General features: G+C 71.1%; 20 protein-coding genes. 10 read left to right on the top strand and 10 right to left on the bottom strand.

Translation table 11 applies throughout. The features are described from left to right. Positions 1-36: 36 nt before the first annotated feature. On the bottom strand, positions 37-237 hold the full coding sequence (locus ACIBTX_RS27985) for a DUF5999 family protein (protein ID WP_234586185.1): 201 nt from the start codon (positions 235-237) through the stop codon (positions 37-39). A gap of 96 nt (positions 238-333) precedes the next feature. On the opposite strand from ACIBTX_RS27985, the gene ACIBTX_RS27980 reads away from it, so the two are divergent. Then, complete coding sequence (locus tag ACIBTX_RS27980) at positions 334-1,548, top strand: chorismate-binding protein (protein ID WP_396833194.1); 1,215 nt, start codon at positions 334-336, stop codon at positions 1,546-1,548. Positions 1,549-1,579: 31 nt separating this feature from the next. Continuing rightward, positions 1,580-2,089, top strand: coding sequence for a peptide deformylase (gene def, locus ACIBTX_RS27975; protein ID WP_357118740.1), 510 nt, complete (start codon positions 1,580-1,582; stop codon positions 2,087-2,089). A gap of 10 nt (positions 2,090-2,099) precedes the next feature. Here the strand turns inward: def and ACIBTX_RS27970 are convergent, their stop codons facing one another. After that, on the bottom strand, positions 2,100-2,873 hold the full coding sequence (locus ACIBTX_RS27970; protein ID WP_357170157.1) for a TSUP family transporter: 774 nt from the start codon (positions 2,871-2,873) through the stop codon (positions 2,100-2,102). Positions 2,874-3,056: 183 nt separating this feature from the next. Here ACIBTX_RS27970 and ACIBTX_RS27965 point away from each other — a divergent pair, with 183 nt between their 5' ends. Next, a complete protein-coding gene (locus tag ACIBTX_RS27965; RefSeq protein WP_396833193.1) occupies positions 3,057-3,836 on the top strand; it encodes an endonuclease/exonuclease/phosphatase family protein in 780 nt (259 codons plus the stop codon). 8 nt (positions 3,837-3,844) lie between these two features. Here the strand turns inward: ACIBTX_RS27965 and ACIBTX_RS27960 are convergent, their stop codons facing one another. Next, positions 3,845-4,855 (bottom strand): tyrosine-type recombinase/integrase, encoded by a 1,011-nt coding sequence (locus ACIBTX_RS27960; protein ID WP_396833192.1) that lies wholly within the window; start codon positions 4,853-4,855, stop codon positions 3,845-3,847. A 540-nt stretch (positions 4,856-5,395) separates the two neighbouring features. Here ACIBTX_RS27960 and ACIBTX_RS27955 point away from each other — a divergent pair. Next, entirely contained in the window at positions 5,396-6,235 is an 840-nt protein-coding gene (locus ACIBTX_RS27955) for a hypothetical protein (RefSeq protein WP_363660368.1), read from the top strand. A gap of 83 nt (positions 6,236-6,318) precedes the next feature. Here ACIBTX_RS27955 and ACIBTX_RS27950 read toward each other — a convergent pair whose 3' ends face one another. Together ACIBTX_RS27950 and ACIBTX_RS27945 are read right to left on the bottom strand one after the other, a co-directional pair. Then, positions 6,319-6,909 carry a DinB family protein gene (locus tag ACIBTX_RS27950; protein ID WP_396833191.1) on the bottom strand — a complete coding sequence of 197 codons (591 nt, stop codon included), beginning with the start codon at positions 6,907-6,909 and terminating at the stop codon, positions 6,319-6,321. A 5-nt stretch (positions 6,910-6,914) separates the two neighbouring features. Beyond that, positions 6,915-7,718: an alpha/beta fold hydrolase gene (locus ACIBTX_RS27945; protein ID WP_396833190.1), complete on the bottom strand. Its 804-nt coding sequence runs from the start codon at positions 7,716-7,718 to the stop codon at positions 6,915-6,917. Between the two features lie 156 nt (positions 7,719-7,874). On the opposite strand from ACIBTX_RS27945, the gene zwf reads away from it, so the two are divergent. The 3 genes from zwf to ACIBTX_RS27930 all read left to right on the top strand — a co-directional run bounded on the left by zwf (position 7,875) and on the right by ACIBTX_RS27930 (position 10,914). Beyond that, positions 7,875-9,254 (top strand): glucose-6-phosphate dehydrogenase, encoded by a 1,380-nt coding sequence (zwf, locus tag ACIBTX_RS27940; protein ID WP_357170144.1) that lies wholly within the window; start codon positions 7,875-7,877, stop codon positions 9,252-9,254. Between the two features lie 128 nt (positions 9,255-9,382). Next, on the top strand, positions 9,383-10,792 hold the full coding sequence (locus ACIBTX_RS27935) for an OFA family MFS transporter (protein WP_396833189.1): 1,410 nt from the start codon (positions 9,383-9,385) through the stop codon (positions 10,790-10,792). Next, entirely contained in the window at positions 10,789-10,914 is a 126-nt protein-coding gene (locus ACIBTX_RS27930) for a hypothetical protein (protein WP_357118713.1), read from the top strand. The genes ACIBTX_RS27935 and ACIBTX_RS27930 overlap by 4 nt, the downstream gene beginning before the upstream one ends. A 36-nt stretch (positions 10,915-10,950) precedes the next feature. Here the strand turns inward: ACIBTX_RS27930 and ACIBTX_RS27925 are convergent, their stop codons facing one another. Then, on the bottom strand, positions 10,951-11,679 hold the full coding sequence (locus ACIBTX_RS27925) for an SDR family oxidoreductase (RefSeq protein WP_357118710.1): 729 nt from the start codon (positions 11,677-11,679) through the stop codon (positions 10,951-10,953). 171 nt (positions 11,680-11,850) lie between these two features. On the opposite strand from ACIBTX_RS27925, the gene ACIBTX_RS27920 reads away from it, so the two are divergent. After that, positions 11,851-12,312, top strand: a complete 462-nt coding sequence (locus ACIBTX_RS27920; protein WP_357170138.1) for a peroxiredoxin — start codon at positions 11,851-11,853, stop codon at positions 12,310-12,312. Positions 12,313-12,462: 150 nt separating this feature from the next. Continuing rightward, positions 12,463-13,158 (top strand): hypothetical protein, encoded by a 696-nt coding sequence (locus ACIBTX_RS27915; RefSeq protein ID WP_396833188.1) that lies wholly within the window; start codon positions 12,463-12,465, stop codon positions 13,156-13,158. A gap of 35 nt (positions 13,159-13,193) precedes the next feature. Here ACIBTX_RS27915 and ACIBTX_RS27910 read toward each other — a convergent pair whose 3' ends face one another. Continuing rightward, positions 13,194-13,646: a MarR family transcriptional regulator gene (locus tag ACIBTX_RS27910; protein ID WP_357170132.1), complete on the bottom strand. Its 453-nt coding sequence runs from the start codon at positions 13,644-13,646 to the stop codon at positions 13,194-13,196. 96 nt (positions 13,647-13,742) lie between these two features. On the opposite strand from ACIBTX_RS27910, the gene ACIBTX_RS27905 reads away from it, so the two are divergent. Then, the gene (locus ACIBTX_RS27905) at positions 13,743-14,174 is read left to right on the top strand and encodes a hypothetical protein (RefSeq protein WP_396833187.1); all 432 of its coding nucleotides are present in this window, start codon (positions 13,743-13,745) and stop codon (positions 14,172-14,174) included. A gap of 49 nt (positions 14,175-14,223) precedes the next feature. On the opposite strand, the gene ACIBTX_RS27900 is transcribed toward ACIBTX_RS27905, so the two are convergent. From ACIBTX_RS27900 to cydB, 3 genes are all read right to left on the bottom strand, one after another. Continuing rightward, positions 14,224-15,417: a hypothetical protein gene (locus ACIBTX_RS27900; protein ID WP_396833186.1), complete on the bottom strand. Its 1,194-nt coding sequence runs from the start codon at positions 15,415-15,417 to the stop codon at positions 14,224-14,226. Positions 15,418-15,467: 50 nt separating this feature from the next. Further along, a complete protein-coding gene (gene eis / locus ACIBTX_RS27895) occupies positions 15,468-16,646 on the bottom strand; it encodes an enhanced intracellular survival protein Eis (RefSeq protein WP_396833185.1) in 1,179 nt (392 codons plus the stop codon). Between the two features lie 156 nt (positions 16,647-16,802). Then, complete coding sequence (cydB, locus tag ACIBTX_RS27890; protein ID WP_357118690.1) at positions 16,803-17,801, bottom strand: cytochrome d ubiquinol oxidase subunit II; 999 nt, start codon at positions 17,799-17,801, stop codon at positions 16,803-16,805. Positions 17,802-17,810: the final 9 nt, after the last annotated feature.

Genomic DNA, 17,810 nt, shown 5'->3' with positions numbered 1-17,810 from the left:
GGACAGCGACTCGGCGTGGTGACGCTGGGTGGTCGTTCAGGCCACGAGGGCGTGGCGGGCGGGGCCGCGGTGGGGTGCGATGCTGCTGCCGTCGGGAAGCAGCTCACCGGTGTCCTCGAAGACGATCACGCCGTTGCAGAGCAGGCTCCAGCCCTGCTCAGGGAAGCAGGCGAGGACGCGGGCGGCTTCCCGATCGGTGGCTTCAGCTAAGGGGCAGGTCGGTTGGTGCTGGCACATCGGGTTCTCCGGACTGTGGGGGCACTGTGTCATGGTTCACATGACCAGTGACGCACAGTACCAAGCGAAGGTGTCCAGCATCGAGCAGGTGTCGCCTTGCCGTACCGGAAATCCACTGAACGGATGAGGAAGATCGGACCATACGGCGTGGAAACGCTCCCACAGGTGCTGGTCGATGCGCCCGCGGCACCCGCCGGATGCCGCGACAGCCTCGTCGAACGCGCCCGACTCCAGTGGCATCGCGCCGACGGCGGCGACCCCGCCGCACTCGCCGAGGAGTTCCTGGCCGCACACGGCCTGGACCTGCGCGACCTGAACCGACCCGCCGCACACGGCCCGGTCGTCTGCGGCGCCGCGCTCTACCTGTCCGCCGCCGCCGGGGCACAACTGGCCGGCGTACCCGCCACCGCACCCGAACCCGCGCCCACCCTGCCCGACCTCGCCGTCGTCATCTACCACCACGGACCCACCCGAGCACCCGCCGCCCCCGACGACACGCCCTGGTGGCTCGGCCCATGGACCGAGAGCTGGACACCCGCGCAACACGCCGCCGCCGTCGACGCCGTCCGCGCCGCCATCGGCCGCGGCGACATCTACCAGACCAACCTCGTCGGACACGCCGCCGCCCCCTACAGCGGCGACCCGCTACCCGCCCTGCGCCGCCTTGGCGCGCTCCCCGGCGCCCGCTACGGCGGCGTCCTCACCGGCGACGGCTGGGCCATCGGCTGCGCCTCCCCGGAAACCCTCGTCGAGGTCCACCACGGCCAGATCATCACCCGACCCATCAAGGGCACCCGCCCCGCCACCGCCACCGGCCACGCCGAACTGCTCACCAGCGCCAAGGAACGCGCCGAACACATCATGATCGTCGACCTGGAACGCAACGACCTCGCCCGCATCGCCCGCACCGGCACCGTCACCGTCGACGAACTGTTCACCGTGCGCCGCTGGTGCGACCTGTGGCAGGCCGAATCCACCGTCCGCGCCCAGGCCGCCGACGGCCTCGGCCTCGCCGACCTGCTCCGCGCCACCTGCCCCGGCGGCTCCGTCACCGGCGCGCCGAAACTCGCCGCCCTCACCCACATCGCCGCCGCCGAACCCGTCGGCCGGGGCGCCAGCATGGGCGCCCTCGGCTGGATCGCCCCCGGCCGCATCGACCTCGGCCTGACCATCCGCACCGCCGCCGCCACCGGCCACACCCTGCACACCTGGGCCGGCGGCGGCATCACCTGGGACAGCGACCCCACCGCCGAGGTCGCCGAAGCCGCCGCCAAGACCGCGCCCGTACGCGCCACCCTGGCCGGACGCTGACACCACCACCACCGGCGATACGCTGACCCCCATGACCATGCGGCCCATCCGGATCATCGGCGACCCCGTCCTGCGCACCGAAGCCGAGCCGGTCACCACCTTCGACGCCGAGCTGCGCGCCCTGGTCACCGACCTGATGGACACCCTGCTCGGCGCACCCGGCCGCGCCGGCGTCGCCGCACCCCAGATCGGCGTCAGCGCCCAGGTCTTCGTCTACGACGCCGACGGCCACCGAGGCCACCTCATCAACCCCACCCTCGAACTGTCCGACGAACTCCAGGACGACGAGGAAGGCTGCCTGTCCATCCCCGGGCTGTACTTCCCGACCGCGCGCGCCCTGCACGCCACCGCCCACGGCGTCGACCAGCACGGCGAACCGTTGACCATCACCGGCAGCGGATTCCTCGCCCGCGCCCTGCAACACGAGGCCGACCACCTGCGCGGCACCCTCTACGTCGACACCCTGCGCGGCGACATCCGCCGCCGGGCCCTGCGCGAAATCCGCGCCGGCCGCTTCGACTCACCCAGCCGCCGCGCCTGAACCCGCGCCCCTACCGGGCCGCCCACTGGTCGTAACCCAGCTTCGCCACCAACGCCAGCACCACCACCAGCAACACCACCCGCACGAACCCCGACCCGCGACGCAACGCCATCCGCGCACCCACCACCGCGCCCACGATGTTGCACACCGCCATCGCCGCGCCCAACCACCACCACACGTGCCCGGTCACCGCGAACACCACCAACGCGCCCAGATTCGTACCCGCGTTGACGACCTTCGCCATCGCCGACCCGTGCACGAAATCCGCACCCACCAACGTCGTGAACGCCAGCACCAGAAACGTGCCCGTCCCCGGCCCGATCAACCCGTCGTACAGGGCGATCCCCACCCCGGCCACACCGATCGCCACCGCCACCCGTGCCCGCGTCCGCCGCGCCGGCACAGCCACCACCCCCAACCGGGGACGCAACAACACGAACACGGCCACCGCCACCAGAACCACCAACACCACCGGCCGGTACGCCGACGCCGGCACCGCCCCGGCCAACGCCGCGCCCACCCCCGCGCTGAGCACCGCCACACCCGCCGCCGGCCCCGCCACCCGCCAGTCCACCTTCGTGCGCCGCGCGTACGTCGCCGCCGCCGTCGCCGTACCGAAGATCGCCGCCAACTTGTTCGTGCCCAACGCGGTCGCCACCGGCACCCCCGGAGCCGCCACCAACAACGCCGGCAGCAGCAACAACCCGCCACCACCGACCACGGCATCCACCCACCCGGCCATCGCCGCGGCGGCCAGCAGGGTACTCAGCGATACGGCGTCCACGGTCGGCAATTCTCCCCACCCGACCCACCCCACCAGCCCCGCAAGTGGCGCGACTCACCGCTCACCGGCCCCGCCTACGCCGCAACCACACCCCCCACGCCCCGACCGCCACGAACACCAGCATCGAACACAGCAACAGCTTCACCACGCGGCAACCCTGCCACGGACACGTAAGGTGCAGGAGTGCGCCTGGCCACCTTCAACCTGCTGCACGGACGATCCCTCACCGACGGCCTCGTCGACCCCGACCGACTCGCCGCCGCCGTACACGCCCTCGACGCCGACGTCCTCGCCCTGCAGGAAGTCGACCGCGACCAACACCGCAGCGGCAACCTCGACCTCACCGCCATCGCCGCCCAGGCCCTCGACGCGCCACACCACCGCTTCGCGGCCGCCGTCGTCGGCACCCCCGGCGAACGGTTCCGACCCCTGCGCCACGACGACGACGGCCACGGCGAACCCTGCTACGGCATCGGCCTCATCAGCCGCCACCCCGTGCGCAGCTGGCACATCACCCGACTCAAACCCGCGCCCATACGCTCACCCATCTACGCCCCCGGACCCGGCGGCGGCCTCATCCTCCTCGACGACGAACCCCGCGTCGTCCTCGCCGCCATCCTGGACACCCCCCACGGCCCCCTCACCGTCGCCGCGACCCACCTGTCCTTCGTACCCGGCTGGAACGCCCGCCAACTCCGCCAGACCGTGCGCGCCCTGCGCGCCCTACCCGGCCCCCGCGTCCTGCTCGGCGACCTCAACCTCCCCGCCGGCCCGGCCCGCCTCGTATCCCGCTGGCAGCCACTCGGCCGCTGCCCCACCTACCCCTCCGGACAACCCCGCGTCCAACTCGACCACATCCTCGCCGACCGGCACGCCCTCGACGCGCTCCCACCCGTACGGGCCGTCACCACGCCGACGTCCACCATCTCCGACCACCGACCCCTGCTCGTCGACCTCGGCTGAGGCCAGCATCAGCGCGCCGCGTCACCCTCCGCCGACACCAGAGCAGCCAACACCCGATGGGTACGACTAGCCCGGATCGCCTCCCGCTGCTGACCCGCCGTCACCTCGATGTACGTCTGCGACGACGCCAACGACGCGTGCCCCAACAACCGCATGATCTCCGCCGCGCCCGCCCCGTCCTCCGCCAACCGGGTCGCGAACGTGTGCCGCAGCGCGTGCAACCGCGCCCCCTTGGGTACCCGGTCACCGATACCCGCCCGCCGGTAACACGACTCGACCAGATACTGCAGGCCACCGCGGCGCAGCGGCTCACCCCGCCGGTCCACCAGCAACGCCGAGTCGGGGCGAACCGACCGCGACCCGAACCGCCGCGCCCGACTGGCCAGATAGTCCGCCAGCACCCGGTCCAGGTCCGTCTCGATCGGCACCACCCGGGGACGCCCACCCTTGCCGGCCACCTCGATCCGCCGCTCACCCGGCCGACCCGCCAACGAACCGACCCGCAACGCCAGCAGCTCGGACAGACGCAACCCGGCGCACAGCGCCACCGCCAACACCGCCACGTCCCGCTCCGGCCACGGGTCCCGTTGCCGGCCGTCGTCACGCGCCACCGACGCCAGCAGCACCTCGGGCGTGTCCGCGCCCCGCAGCGGCTTCGGCTCGGGCAGGACGGCCCGGGGCCGATCGACCGCCGGCATCGGGTTGCCCGCCACCACACCGTCGGTCACCAGGAAGGTGAAGAAGCTGTTCCAGGTGGACCAGGCGCGGTGCACCGAGGCGGGGGCGCGGGGAGCGGCGAACCGGGCGAACGCCGCCCGTAACACCCGGGGGGAGAGGTCGGTGATCGACACTTCGTCGAGGGGGAGGGGAGTGGCATTACCGGCGGAGACCAGGTTGGCCACCGCGAACAGGTCGCGTCGGTAGGCCGCCAGGGTGTGGGGGGAGGGCTTACGGGTGGCCCGGGCGGTCAGGAACTCCTCGATCAAGGCTCCGAGCGATTCGTCCTTTTTGTCATGCATAAGGGATATTATGCAGCATTTTCGTGTTCCCGGGAAGCGGGGGGAGTAGGGGATGGAGGCCATCCGGGCGACCGCACCGACCTCGGCGAAGGACTGTCGAGCTGCCCCGTAGGTGGGGCAGGCGTGGCACAGCCTGGACAGCCCACCACGGCGGCCGGCAGCCCGGTCGGGGCCGGCCCGAACGGCCATAGGCTGATCGAGGAGCCACGGATCGTGTGCGGCATGACGTCGCCCGCAAGCTGTCACACCTGTGGTCGGGCGGGCACGCCCACCGTGTACCGGGACCTCGGCGGTCCGACGGAGCTGGCCTGCTCCCGCCGGTCAACGCACGCCTCGTCAGGTCGAACGAGGACGCGCGTCCACTCGGCCTGACGCGCGACTGGCTCGCCCTCGGTGTGGCGGGGGGCCACCAGATCGGCCAACTTTACATAATGTGCATTATCGAATGTGGCACGGCACCCGCAGATCGACGCGGTGGGCTAGCGTGTCGTCGATCTACTGGGGAGATTCCCCGCAGCCTTGTCGGAAAGAAGCAATCACGTGTCACTGTGGAAGAAGACCGCCGTCGTCGCGGTCTCGGCGCTTACGGCGCTCACCGCCTCCGCCTGCGGCGTGGCGACCGGTTCGTCGGGCTCGTCCGACGCGCCGAAGCAGACCAGCGTCCTTGAGCTGCTGGCCAGCGACCTCAAGGGCTCGTTGCAGAAGACGATCGACGTCACCGACAAGAGCGACTCGGTGACGCTGACGATGACGGGAACGACCGGCGGCCAGAAGATCTCCATGCAGGGTGTCCTGGACCTGGGTGACCCGGTCAAGGCCGAGATGACGATGGCGGACCCGAGCGACGGTCCGACCACCGTCCGGCTGATCGGGACCGCGTTCTACGTCGAGGTGCCGGCGAAGGACCGTTCGAGCATGGGCGGTAAGCGGTGGCTGAAGATGGACATGGGCAGCATCGGCCAGCAGGCCGGGATGGACTTCAGCAAGCAGTTCGAGGACATCGACCCGACCAAGCAGGTCAAGACCCTGCTCGCGTCCGAGGGCGTGACGGTCGTCGGTGAGGAGACGGTGAACGGGGCGCGCACGGTCCACTACACCGTCACCACCCCGGTGGCGACGCAGCTGGCTCAGGTCGACGCCAAGCTGCGGGCCGCTGTGGAGAAGCAGTTCACCGCTGCGGGCGTTAAGGAGGTCAAGGTCGACCTCTGGGTCGACGAGCAGTACCGGCCGCGTCGTGCGGCCACGGTCATGGGCGCGATGGGCGACATCGTGGTCGACTACACCGACTACGGCAAGGCGGTCACCATCGAGACGCCTCCGCCGGCGGAGACCACTGACTTCGCCGAGATGTTGCAGGGGCTGAAGGGCACCGACAACTGATTTCAGGCGGTGTGACTGCCCTGCCGGTGCCCGGTAGCACCGGCAGGGCAGTGTCGTTTCCGCGGCCTTCTCCCCCAGCTCGGTCAGTCGAACTGGTCGGCCAGCTTGCGAAGCTTGTCGACGTACGCCGGCCAGTCGTATCCGTCGGCAATGCCGGTGCTGTCGCGCTGCCAGCCGATCGCCCCGTCGTGCTGCTCGCGGATGATGTCCAGCTGACCGGCGTGCCGGGCGATGTCGCTGGTGACGTGCATGATGGTCCGGGCCAGTGTCACGTCCTGGCGGCCGGGTTGCCACCAGGGCACCTGCCCCGGCGCGTCGAGCGGTAGTTGGTCGATCGTCTCGTCCGCGAAGGCGCCGACGCGGCGGTACAGGTCGATGAGGCCGTCCTTGGTCTCGTTCTCGTACGCGTACCAGTCTGCCTGCGGGTCGTCGTCGAACGCGGTGAGCGGGACCAGCTCCTGCGGGGTGGGGAACTCGCGGCCGAAGGTGGGTCCGAAGTAGGCGGCCTCGACGTTGAGGCAGTGTTTGACGACGCCGAGCATGTTGTTGCCGGTGGTGGTGCGGGGCGTTCTGGCCTGGCGTTCGCTGATGCCGTCGAGTTTCCAGATGAGGTCGTCGCGGTTCCTGCGAAGGTAGTAGTGCATCGCGGCCTTGGTGTCGTCCAGGTCAGCCATGGCGGTCATTGTCGCGTACCGGCCTCAGGTTGTGGGGTTCGGCGGAGCCAGGCCCGGGTGTGGGCGCGGAGCAGGGCTGGTTGTTCGAAGGGCAGGTAGTGCCCGGCCTGGTCGACGGTGCTGTAGGTGCCTCGGGGGTAGCGGCGCATGGCGTGGAACTGGTCGGCGAAGCCGACGATGCCGTCCTGGCGGCCGGTGAGCACGCTGACGGGCCCGTCGAAGGGGGTGTCGGCGGTCTCGTCGGGGAGCGCGTACCCGGGGCCTGTGCGCAGTTCCTGTTGGAAGGTGTGGTCGCCGGGGCCGCCCGTGTCCAGGGCGCGCAGGACGGTGGCGACGACGCTCGGGGTGCGGTGGCCGAGCGCGGTGTCGAGGTGTGGGCGCAGGTCGGTGGGCGCGTCGTCGAGCCAGCCGGTGGGTCCTGGCGGCGGGCGGTGCTCGGGCAGGGTGCGGCTGGCCGGTGCGATGGTGATGCCGGGGCAGATCAGGAGTAGGCCGCGGACGAGGTCGGGGCGTTGGCGGGCGATGCCGGCGGCGAGGTAGGCGCCGTAGGAGGCGCCGGCCAGCAGGGCCGGTCCGTCGATGTGGTGGTCGAGCCAGGCGCAGATGGTGGTGAGCAGGGCCTGGGAGGTGGGCGGGCAGGTGGGTGGGGTGTCGCCGTGGCCGGGCAGGTCCAGGTATGTCTCCCGGAGGCCGGTGCCGGCGAGGGCGGGGTGGAAGGCGGCGGCGGTGGCGGCGCGGGTCGTGCCGAACATTGGCAGGCACACCACGTCGGGGCCGGTTTCCGGTGAGCGGTCGGCGGCCAGGGTCATTCTGGTCCTTCCTGGGGGTGTGCGGAGCGCTGTGGGGTCATCTTCCGTTGTGGCGTTGTCGCCGACCTCACGTGGGCCGTTCGCGGGGAATTCCTCCGGTGGGGCGCGCCGTTGTCCGTTCGGAAGATCAGGTCCACATGATCGGATGGAAGTGTCATGCGCGTGCGTTCAGACGCGGTTGTGCTGTTCGGTGTGACAGGTGATCTTGTCTCGAAGAAGCTGTTTCCGGCGTTGTACGAGTTGACGCGGCGGGGGCGTCTCGACGTTCCGGTGATCGGGGTGGCCCGCTCCCCCTGGGATGATCAGCAGTTGGTGGCGACCGCCCGTAAGTCGGTGGCGGAGGCTTCTGACGAGGTGGATGACGAGACGTTCGACGCGTTGGCGGCCAACCTGTCGATGATCTCCGGGGACTATGCGGATCCGGCGACGTACGAGCGGCTGGCGGAGCGTCTGGGTGCGGCGCGGCGGCCGATCTTCTATCTGGCGATTCCGCCCATGGTGTTCGGTTCGGTGGTGCGGGGCTTGGCGGCGGTCGGGTTGGCCGACCGTGGTCGGGTGATCGTGGAGAAGCCGTTCGGGCGTGACCTGGCGTCGTCCGAGGAGTTGGATCGGACGTTGGGGGCGGCTTTCGACGCGAGTCGGGTGTTCCGGATCGACCACTACCTCGGCAAGGAGGCGGTGGAGGGGTTGTACGCGTTCCGGTTCGCCAACCGGCTGTTTGAGCCGTTGTGGAACCGTGAGCACGTCGACAACGTGCAGGTGACCCTCGCTGAGGGTTTCGGTACGCAGGGTCGGGCCGGTTTCTATGACACGGTGGGTGCGACGCGGGACGTGTTGCAGAACCACATTTTGCAGGTCGTGGCGTTGATCGCGATGGACGCGCCGGCTGGTGACGACGTGGATTCGTTCCGGGAGGCGGAGGCGGCGGTGTTGCGGCAGGTCGTGCCGTTGTCGCCGGAGTCGACGGTGCGGGGGCAGTACGCGGGTTACCGGGATGAGCCGGGTGTCGCGCCGGATTCGAACACGGAGACGTTCGTGGCGACGCGGTTGACGGTGGATTCGCCCCGGTGGGCGGGTGTGCCGTTCTATCTGCGGACGGGCAAGTCGTTGCCGGGGACGGCGACGGAGGTGGTGGTCGAGTTCAAGCGGCCGCAGCGGTCGTTGATCCCCGCCGAGGGTGGGGCGGAGGCGCCGGCGAACCTGTTGCGGTTCCGGTTGGGTCGTGGGGATGGCATCACGATGTCGATCCAGGCGAAGAGTCCGGGCGCGGCGGTGGCGAGTCGGCCGGTGGATCTGTCGGTGGACTTCGGTGCGGCGTTGGGTCGGCGTCAGGAGGCGTACGAGCGGTTGCTCGACGACGCGATGGACGGGCAGCATCTGCGGTTCGCGCGGGCGGAGACGATTCGGCAGGAGTGGCGGATCGTGGCGCCGATCCTGGATCTGGCGGCGCCGGTGCGCTCGTACGACAGGGGTAGTTGGGGTCCGGCGGACGCGGATGCGTTGGCGGGTGGCTGGCATGCGCCGGAGCTGCGGTAGGTGCGGCGTGGGCTGAGTGACCGCTCAGCTCACGGGAGGGACCGTCCGGCGATGGTGAGGTTTGCTCCTTGGGTGCGGGGTGGGCACGTTGTGACCACGTTTCGTCCGCCTCGGAGAGGAAGCAGCGCATGCTGTCCGCACTCGATCGTCGGCATACCGTCGCGCCGCCCGGCTACAGCCGGTGGCTCATTCCCCCGGCGGCGTTGGCCATCCACCTCTGTATCGGCCAGGTCTACGCCACGAGCGTCTACAAGAATTCGTTGATCGCCCATTTCGACACGGGTCAGACCGCGATCGGGGTGATCTTCAGTATCGCGATTGTGATGCTGGGGTTGTCCGCGGCGGTGGCCGGGACGTGGGTGGAGGCGAACGGGCCGCGTAAGGCGATGTTCGTGTCGGCCTGCTTCTGGGCGGCGGGTTTCCTGGTGGGGTCGCTGGGCATCGCCACGAAGCAGTTGTGGCTGCTGTACCTGGGGTACGGCCTGCTCGGCGGCATTGGTCTGGGTATCGGGTACATCTCCCCCGTGTCCACGCTGATCAAGTGGTTCCCGGACCGGCCGGGTCTGGCGACCGGTTTGGCGATCATGGGGTTCGGTGGTGGGGCGATGGTGGCCTCTCCCCTGTCGCGGCAGTTGCTGTCGTTCTACGACCCGGGCTACGACCCGTCGAACGCGGGTTCGACGGCGTCGGGCAGCGCGCTGGTGTGGTTGTTCGTGACGTTGGGCCTGGGCTACTTCGTGATCATGATGTTCGGGGTGGCGAACGTGCGGGTGCCGGCCGAGGACTGGCGTCCGGCGGGCTTCGATCCCGCGTCGGTGGCGGCGAAGCCGCTGGTCACCACGGCGAACGTGTCGGCGGCGAACGCGGTGAAGACGCGGTCGTTCTGGTTGTTGTGGGTGGTGTTGTTCTGCAACGTGACGGCCGGTATCGGCATCCTGGAGCAGGCCAGCCCGATGATCCAGGACTTCTTCCGGGAGAACGGGACGTCGGCGGTGTCGGTGGCGGCTGCCGGTGGGTTCGTGGGTCTGCTGTCGTTGTTCAACATGGCGGGCCGGTTCGTGTGGTCGTCGACGTCGGACGTCATCGGCCGTAAGCCGATCTACCTGGTGTATCTCGGCGTGGGCATGGCGATGTACGCGCTGCTGGCGCTGTTCGGGCACACGGCGACGGCGTTGTTCGTGCTGTTCGCGTGCGTGATCCTGTCGTTCTACGGTGGCGGCTTCGCGACCGTGCCGGCGTACCTGCGGGACCTGTTCGGCACGTACCAGGTGGGGGCGATCCACGGCCGGTTGTTGACGGCCTGGTCGGCGGCGGGTGTCGCGGGGCCGTTGATCGTTAACGGGTTCCTCGACGCGCAGGGCAAGCCGGGGACGTTGACGGCGGCGGCGTACCGGCCGGCGCTGCTGACGATGGTGGGTGTCCTCGCGGTGGGCTTCGTGGCGAACCTGCTGGTGCGACCGGTGCCGCAGCGCTATCACGAGCCGGTGGAGCAGGACGTGGACGAGGTCACGGCGGCGCAAAGGAGTGGTACGCGATGAGCGACGACGGTCGGAGCGGGCAGCAGGCCCGGTTGTGGATTTCCTGGCTGGTGGTGGCGGTGCTGCTCGGCTACGGGGTCGTGCAGACGGTGATCACGGCGGCGAAGCTGTTCACCCACTGAGGGCGGTGGGCCGGGGCGCGTGTCGCGCGCCCCGGCTCACAGGGCGCCGGAGACCCGTAGCACGGCGCCGGCGGTGTAGGAGGCGTCCGGGCTGAGGAGCCAGGCGATGGCGGCGGCGATCTCGTCGGGTTCGCCGGCGCGGCCCATCGGGATGCGACCGGCGGCGGTGTCGGCGCGGTCGGGTACGCCGGAGTCGGTGTGGATGTCGGTGCGTACGAGGCCGGGGGCGACGCCGTTGACGCGGATGCCGCGCGGGGCGAGTTCCTTGGCCAGGCCGACGGTGAGGGTGTCGGTGGCGGCCTTGACGGCGGCGTAGTGCACGTACTCCCCCGGGCTGCCGAGGGTCGCGGCGGCCGAGGAGACGTTGACGATGGCGCCGCCGTCGGTGAGGCGGCGGGCTGCCTGCTGGGCGCAGAGGACGTACCCGATGAGGTTGACGTCGACGACGCGGCGCAGGTCGTCCACGCGCAGGTCGGTGAACGGGCCGATGAGGCTGGTGACGCCCGCGTTGTTGACCAGGCCGGTGAGGGGGCCGAGCTGCGCGGCGGCGTCGAACAGGGCGGTGACCTGGTCGGGGTCGGTGGTGTCGGCGCGTACGGCGATGGCCTGGACGCCGGTGGCGCGCAGGTCGGCCAGGACGGTCGCGGCGGCGGCGTCGTCGCGGCGGTAGCACAGGGCGATGTGGTGGCCGGCCGCGGCGAGGCGGCGGGCGGTGGCCGCGCCGATGCCGCGGCCTCCGCCGGTGATGACGGTGACGGGTGCCATGGCGCCTCCGGGTCTGTCGGGCGGGTTGGGCCGACGCTACCGTGACCGGCGCGGACGAGTCGTCGTAAGGAGGGTCACATGCTGCGGGCCCTGGTGCTGGTGGCGCACGAGGCGCTGCGGGTGTGATCGCTTACGCTTCCCGCGCGGTCGTTCGGACTACGGAGGTGCGCGGTGGCGGGTGTGGGTGTCGGCGATGTCGTGGACGACTTCGAGTTGCCGGATGAGACGGGCACGCCGCGTCGGCTGTCGGAGTTCCTGGCGTCGGGGCCGGTGGTGCTGTTCTTCTATCCCGGTGCGATGACGCGGGGGTGCACGGCGGAGAGTTGCCACTTCCGGGACCTGGCGGCGGAGTTCACGGCGCTGGGCGCGTCGCGGGTGGGTATCAGCCGCGACGAGGTGGCGAAGCAGGCGGAGTTCTCGACGATGCACGGCTTCGACTATCCGCTGCTGTCGGATGTGGACGGGACGGTCGCGCGGGCGTTCGGGGTCCGGCGGCGGGTGCCGCTGGGGGCGTTGAGCACGAAGCGGATGACGTTCGTGATCGGAACGGACCGGCGGGTCATCGAGGTGATCCACAGCGAGGTCAGCATGAACGACCACGCCGATCGGGCGTTGCGGGCCCTCGGCGGCTAGGGCGTGTCTGAAAGTCCTCGGTCGAGCCGAGGCGGAGTCCAGCCAACGGCCGGCCAGGGGCTTCACACACGCCCTAAGCCCCGTGCGGCGGGTGTCGCAGTCGACTGGTATCAAGACAGCAATCAAACAGGTGTACGGAAGAGGGTTGTGATGGATGCCGGCCAGGGTTTGTCCACTGACGAGGTGCAAAGCATCCGGGAGGCGTTGGCGGCCGGCCGTAAGCCGAGGGTGGTGTTCACCGCGTCGGCGGGGCAGATCGCCGGTCAGGTCGGCCAGGTGGTCGAGTTGACCGATCCGGACGTGTCCGACGAGTTCGTCGTGGTGCGGTTCGGTCGTGACGAGTTGCCGTTCTCCCCCGCCGATCTGGCGGTCGCGCCCAAGGGCGCGGGCCGGCGGGTGGCGGAGCCGAAACCGGAGCCGGAACCGGAGCCGGAACCGGAGGCGCACGCGGTGGCGGCGCCGGAGTTCGTGTTGGACACGCCGCGGGTGCCCGCGCAGCGACAGGAGGAGCCGAAGGTGGAGCAGGTCGAGAAGCCGCCGGCGCGGCGGGCGGTCAAGGCCGCGAAGCCCAAGGGGCCCGCGGGCCTCACGGTGACCCTGGCGTACGCGGACGGCGAGTGGACGGTCGCCGCGCAGCAGGGCAGCAAGGCCCTGGCGAAGCCGTACGTGGTGAAGCCGGCCGAGGCGTTGAAGATGGTGGCGCTGGTGGACGTGCCGGGTGTGCAGGAGGCGGTGGAGCAGATCCTGGGCGCCGAGCGGGCCGAGGCGGAGCAGCAGGCGGAGAAGCTGCGCGCGGAGTTGGCCGAGATCGAGGCCCGGTTGGCGGAGTTGCGCGAGGCGAGCTGAGCGCTGCCTTGCGGTGGGGCGGGCCCGAGCGGCGGTCAGTGGCCGTTGTGGTGCTCGAGCAGTCGGGTGAGCAGGCGGGTCAGCTGCGCGCGTTCGGCGCTCGACAGGGGCGCGAGCAGGTCGTCCTGGACGCGGGCGACGGTGTCGGCCATCCGGTGGGCTTCGTCGGTGCCGGCGTCGGTGAGGCTGATGACGTTGCGGCGGCGGTCGGCCGGGTCGGGGGCGCGTACGACGAGTTCCCGGCCGGCCAGGTCGTTGATGGCGGCCACGACGTCGCTGCGGTCGATGCCGCAGCGGCGGCCCAGGTCGGCCTGGCTCGCGGGGCCGTCCTCGGCCAGCGAGGCGAGGAGCCGGAAGTGGTAGCCGCGTAGGTCGTGTGCGGCGAAGCCCGCGCTGGCGAGTCGGCCGGCGTGGGCGGCGACCTGGTTGAGCAGCCAGCTCGCGGTGGTACGCAGCCCGGCGGGTGACTGCGGGGCGGTGGCGTCCATGGCGGGAGCCTAACAGTAATCGTTGGCGTGACCCACAAACCATGTTACGTTGGTTCTACCAACGTTGGTTCAGCCAACGTTTTCGAAGGAGGCAACGTGTCCACTCTCAACGGTCAGGTCATCGGTCAGGCCCACTTCGCCACCCGGGCCCTGCTCGACCGCGCCGTCGCGCCCCTGGGCATCGACTTCGCCCAGGTCATCGCCCTCAACGCCCTCACCGCCGGCCCCGTCGACCGGACCTCGCTCGTGCGGCGCCTCGCGAGCGCCCGCAGGGTCGACGAGTCGGCCGTGCTCGAGGTGATCGACGGCCTCGTCGACGCCGGCCTGGCGCTGCTCGACGACACCACCGAGCCGCGGGTGTCGCTCACCGATGCCGGCCAGAGCACGCAGGCCCGTGTCGCCGAGGCCGTCGGGGGTATCACCGCCCGGCTGTACGGGGACATCCCGCCCGCCGAGGCCGACGTCGCCGCCCGCGTCCTCACGCTCGTCACCGAACGGGCCAACGACGAGCTGGCGGGCGTCGCCTGACGCCGGAACGCGGTTCAACCGGCGGACGTGGCCTGACGCCGGAAGCGACTCAGGTGCGTCGGTTCACGGCCGCCCGGATCCGCAGCCAGGACGGGTTGGTCGCGGAGGTCTCGCTGACCGTCGCCAGGTCGCCGGACTGCCAGACCCGCGTGCCGTCGGTGAGGTCGAGCTGGTCCATGTCGACGACCGACGCCTCGCGGGTGCCGGCGAGGAAAGCGGTCACTGAGGCCCCGGCTGCCTCGCCCGGGTCGGTCGTGCCCACCGACAGGACAAGAAGCTCGTCGTTGCCGGCGACGACGAGCTCACCGGTGGCGGTGGCCGCCAGCGCGGTCACCGCTGCCCTGGGCAGCACCTCGTGCTCGACCACCCGACTGCCGTCGACGTCCAGCTCGACGACCACGCCTTCGGGTGTCCCGATCCAGAGGACCCGCGGCGACGGACCGAACGCGACGTTGTGGCGGGACCAGGCCCGCATCTCGTCCAGCCACTCCTGCGGGTACGGGTACCCCGGGCTCGGCTCCCCCAGTGTCATGCGCAGGACGCGCCGCAGCGAGGGAAACGCGAACACCTCAAGCGAGTTGTTGTACGCGTTGCCCCGTACCGCGAGGTGCCGGCCGTCCGAGCTGAAGATCGGCGCTTGGTAGCCGTCGCAGTCCAGGACCAGCGCACGGCGCACCGGCCGCAGCACCGGCCCGGTGTCCGCGGAGAAGAGCACCAGCGTGGCACCCTGGTCGCTCACGAGGGTGCAGACCAGGCCACCCGCCGGATGCGCCACCACCCCGGTGTCCCACCGAGGGCCGGTGAGGGTCGTTCCCGAGGCGAGGTCGAGCGCGACGGAGTGCTCCCAGCCGTCCGTTCCGGCGGCGGGCGACAACCAGAGCGTGCGACCGTCGGGGCTGAATGCCACCTTCCGCCGGTACTCGGTCGACGGGACGCCGTCGACCGGCGACGTGCCCGAGGGGGTCCAGAGAACAACGCTCTCGGCGTCCGCCACCGCCAACAACGGGTCGCGGGGGTGCCAGGCGGCGGAGGGTGTCCGCTTCAACCGTTCGTAGCCGACGTCCTCGACGTAGCCGGCCGAGTCCACGCCGAGGGCTGCCCGCTGCCGCAGTTGTCCGTCCCGGTACTCCCAGATCCGGATCGCCGGACGGTCGGCGTCCCAGGCCGCCACCAGTGCAAGGCGCGGGTGGGGCAGCAGCCGCTGCGCCGTCGCTCCGGAGTGGACGCGGGTCAGGATCTGCACCGGCACACCCTACCGGCGCGCCGGACTGCCACCCGTCCCCGAAGGGGCGGTCAGAAGTAGTCGAGCAGGTGTGCCGGACCGCCGGCGCCCAGCAGGTCCAGGGCGTCCGGCTCGACGCCCACGGTGTGCAGCAGGCCGGCCTGGGCCACCGAGCGGGCACCCGCCGCGCCCGCGTACAGCAGCGCGAAGCCGCGCACGTCGAGCCGCAGGTCCGCCTCGCCGTCGAGTCTGGTCAGCTCGGCTTCGCCGTCGGCGACGGCCAACCGCCAGGTGCCGGTGTTCCAGTCGGCGAGCGGGTCGGTGAGGTGGAAGTTGACGACGCCCCGGGCGTGGGTGGGCCAGCCGCGCTCACCCACCGCCCGTACGACGTCGACCGGGCGGTGCATCCACAGGTCCCGCTCGTGGTCCCGGGCCGCCTCCAACGGCAGGTGGACGCTGACGGCGTCACCGTCGAGCGGGCACAGCCGCAGGGTCGGCGCGACGCTGGCCCAGCTCCCGAGCACCCCGACGAGTTCCCGGGCCGCGTCGGCGGTGGTGGCCAGAGCCTCGTCGACGGTGAGGACCGAGTCGGCGCCGTAGCCCCGGCCGCGCTGCCAGGTGGCGTAGCCGACGAGGTCGCCGTCGTCCTCGACGAGGGTGATCCCGTCACCGGGCAGTTTCGCGTCGGCGGCGAAGAAGTCGAACAGCTTGCCCCGGCGCGTCAACATGCCGTTGCGGTGGCGGGTGACCCGCTCGTAGAGGGCAGCGACGGCGTCCAGGTCGGCGGGCGTGCCGGCGCGGACGGTCAGGTGCGACGCGGGCCGGTGCCGGGGCAGCGCGGCGGTGGCGACGTTGACGGTGCGCAGCACACCGGCGGCCTCCCAGCCGCAGGCCCGGTAGGGGGCGGCGACGGTCGGGTACAGGGCGCTGATCGCCGCGCCACGCTCGTGGGCCCCGGCCAGCAGGGCGGTGAGCAGGGCTCGGGCCACACCCCGGCCCCGCGCCTCGGGGGCGACCGCCACCCCGGCGACGTCGGCCGCCGCGACGGCCCGACCGGACCACCACTGGTCGTGGTGCAGGTCGACGGCCTTGCCGACGAGCCGGCCGGTGTCGTCGAACGCGCCGTAGCGGGTCATGCCGGGCACCTCGACGGTGGTGTGCGGGGACCGCTGAGCATCAGAGCCGAACGCGAACCGGCCCAGTTCCCAGGCGTCGTCCAGGTCGTCGATGGTGAGTTCACGAACGCGCATCGGCACACCGTAGCGGCCCGCCCCGACACCGACCAGCCGATAACCTCCCCGGCCGGACTCCCGTCGATCATGGAGTCGTGGTGGGTGACGAAGCGCCCTTGATGCCCCAGGTCGGGCACCACAAGTCCATGATCGGTGGCGGGTGGGGGGTGGGGGTCAGTGTTGGGGGATGTTGGCTATGCCGATGCGCTTGCGGAACACCCAGTACGTCCAGGCCTGGTAGGCCAGCACCACCGGAGTGAAGATCACCGCCACCCAGGTCATGATCTTCAGGGTGTACGGGGTGGAGGCCGCGTTGGTGGCCGTGAGCGTGCCCGCCGCGTCGAGGGTGGACGGCAGCACGTTCGGGAACAGCGCCGCGAACAGGGTCGCTACGGCCAGGCCGATCGCCACGGCCGTACCCGTGAACGCCCAGCCCTCCCGGCGTACCCGGGCGGCGGCGAGGCCACCGAGCAGGGCGAGGGCCGCGCCGACGGCGAGCACGACGGCGGCCGCGCTGGAGCGGATGCTCAACGTCCAGGCCAGGAAGCCGACCGCGAGCACGGCGGCGCCGACGCCGAGGCGCACCGCCAGGGCGCCCGCGCGGTCGCGGATGTCGCCGGTGGTCTTCAGGGCCAGGAACACCGCGCCGTGGGTCAGGAACAGCGCGAGCGTGGTCGCGCCACCGAGCAGGGCGTACGGGTTGAGCAGGTCGACGAGGCCACCGACGTACTCGTGGTCGGCGTCCAGGGGCACACCGCGCAGGATGTTGGCGAAGGCGACGCCCCACAGGATCGCCGGCAGCAGCGAGCCGACCACGATCGCGGCGTCCCAGCGGCGCTTCCAGGACGCCTCGGGGCGCTTGTGCCGGTACTCGAAGGCCACCCCGCGGGCGATCAGGGCCAGCAGGATCAGCAGCAGCGGCAGGTAGAAGCCGGAGAAGAGGGTGGCGTACCACTCGGGGAACGCGGCGAACATCGCCCCGCCGGCGGTGATCAGCCACACCTCGTTGCCGTCCCAGACCGGGCCGATGGTGTTGATCAGGACCCGGCGTTCCCGGTCGTCGCGGCCGAGCACGGGCAGCAGCATGCCGACGCCGAAGTCGAAGCCCTCCAGGATGAAGTAGCCGGTGAACAGCACGGCGACGAGGAGAAACCAGATGGTGGTCAGGTCCACGATGGGCTC

This window comes from Micromonospora sp. NPDC049359 (assembly GCF_044466585.1).
Lineage (GTDB): Bacteria > Actinomycetota > Actinomycetes > Mycobacteriales > Micromonosporaceae > Micromonospora.
Note: the sequence above shows the minus strand (reverse complement) of the source record. Positions and strands in the feature narration are given on the sequence as shown.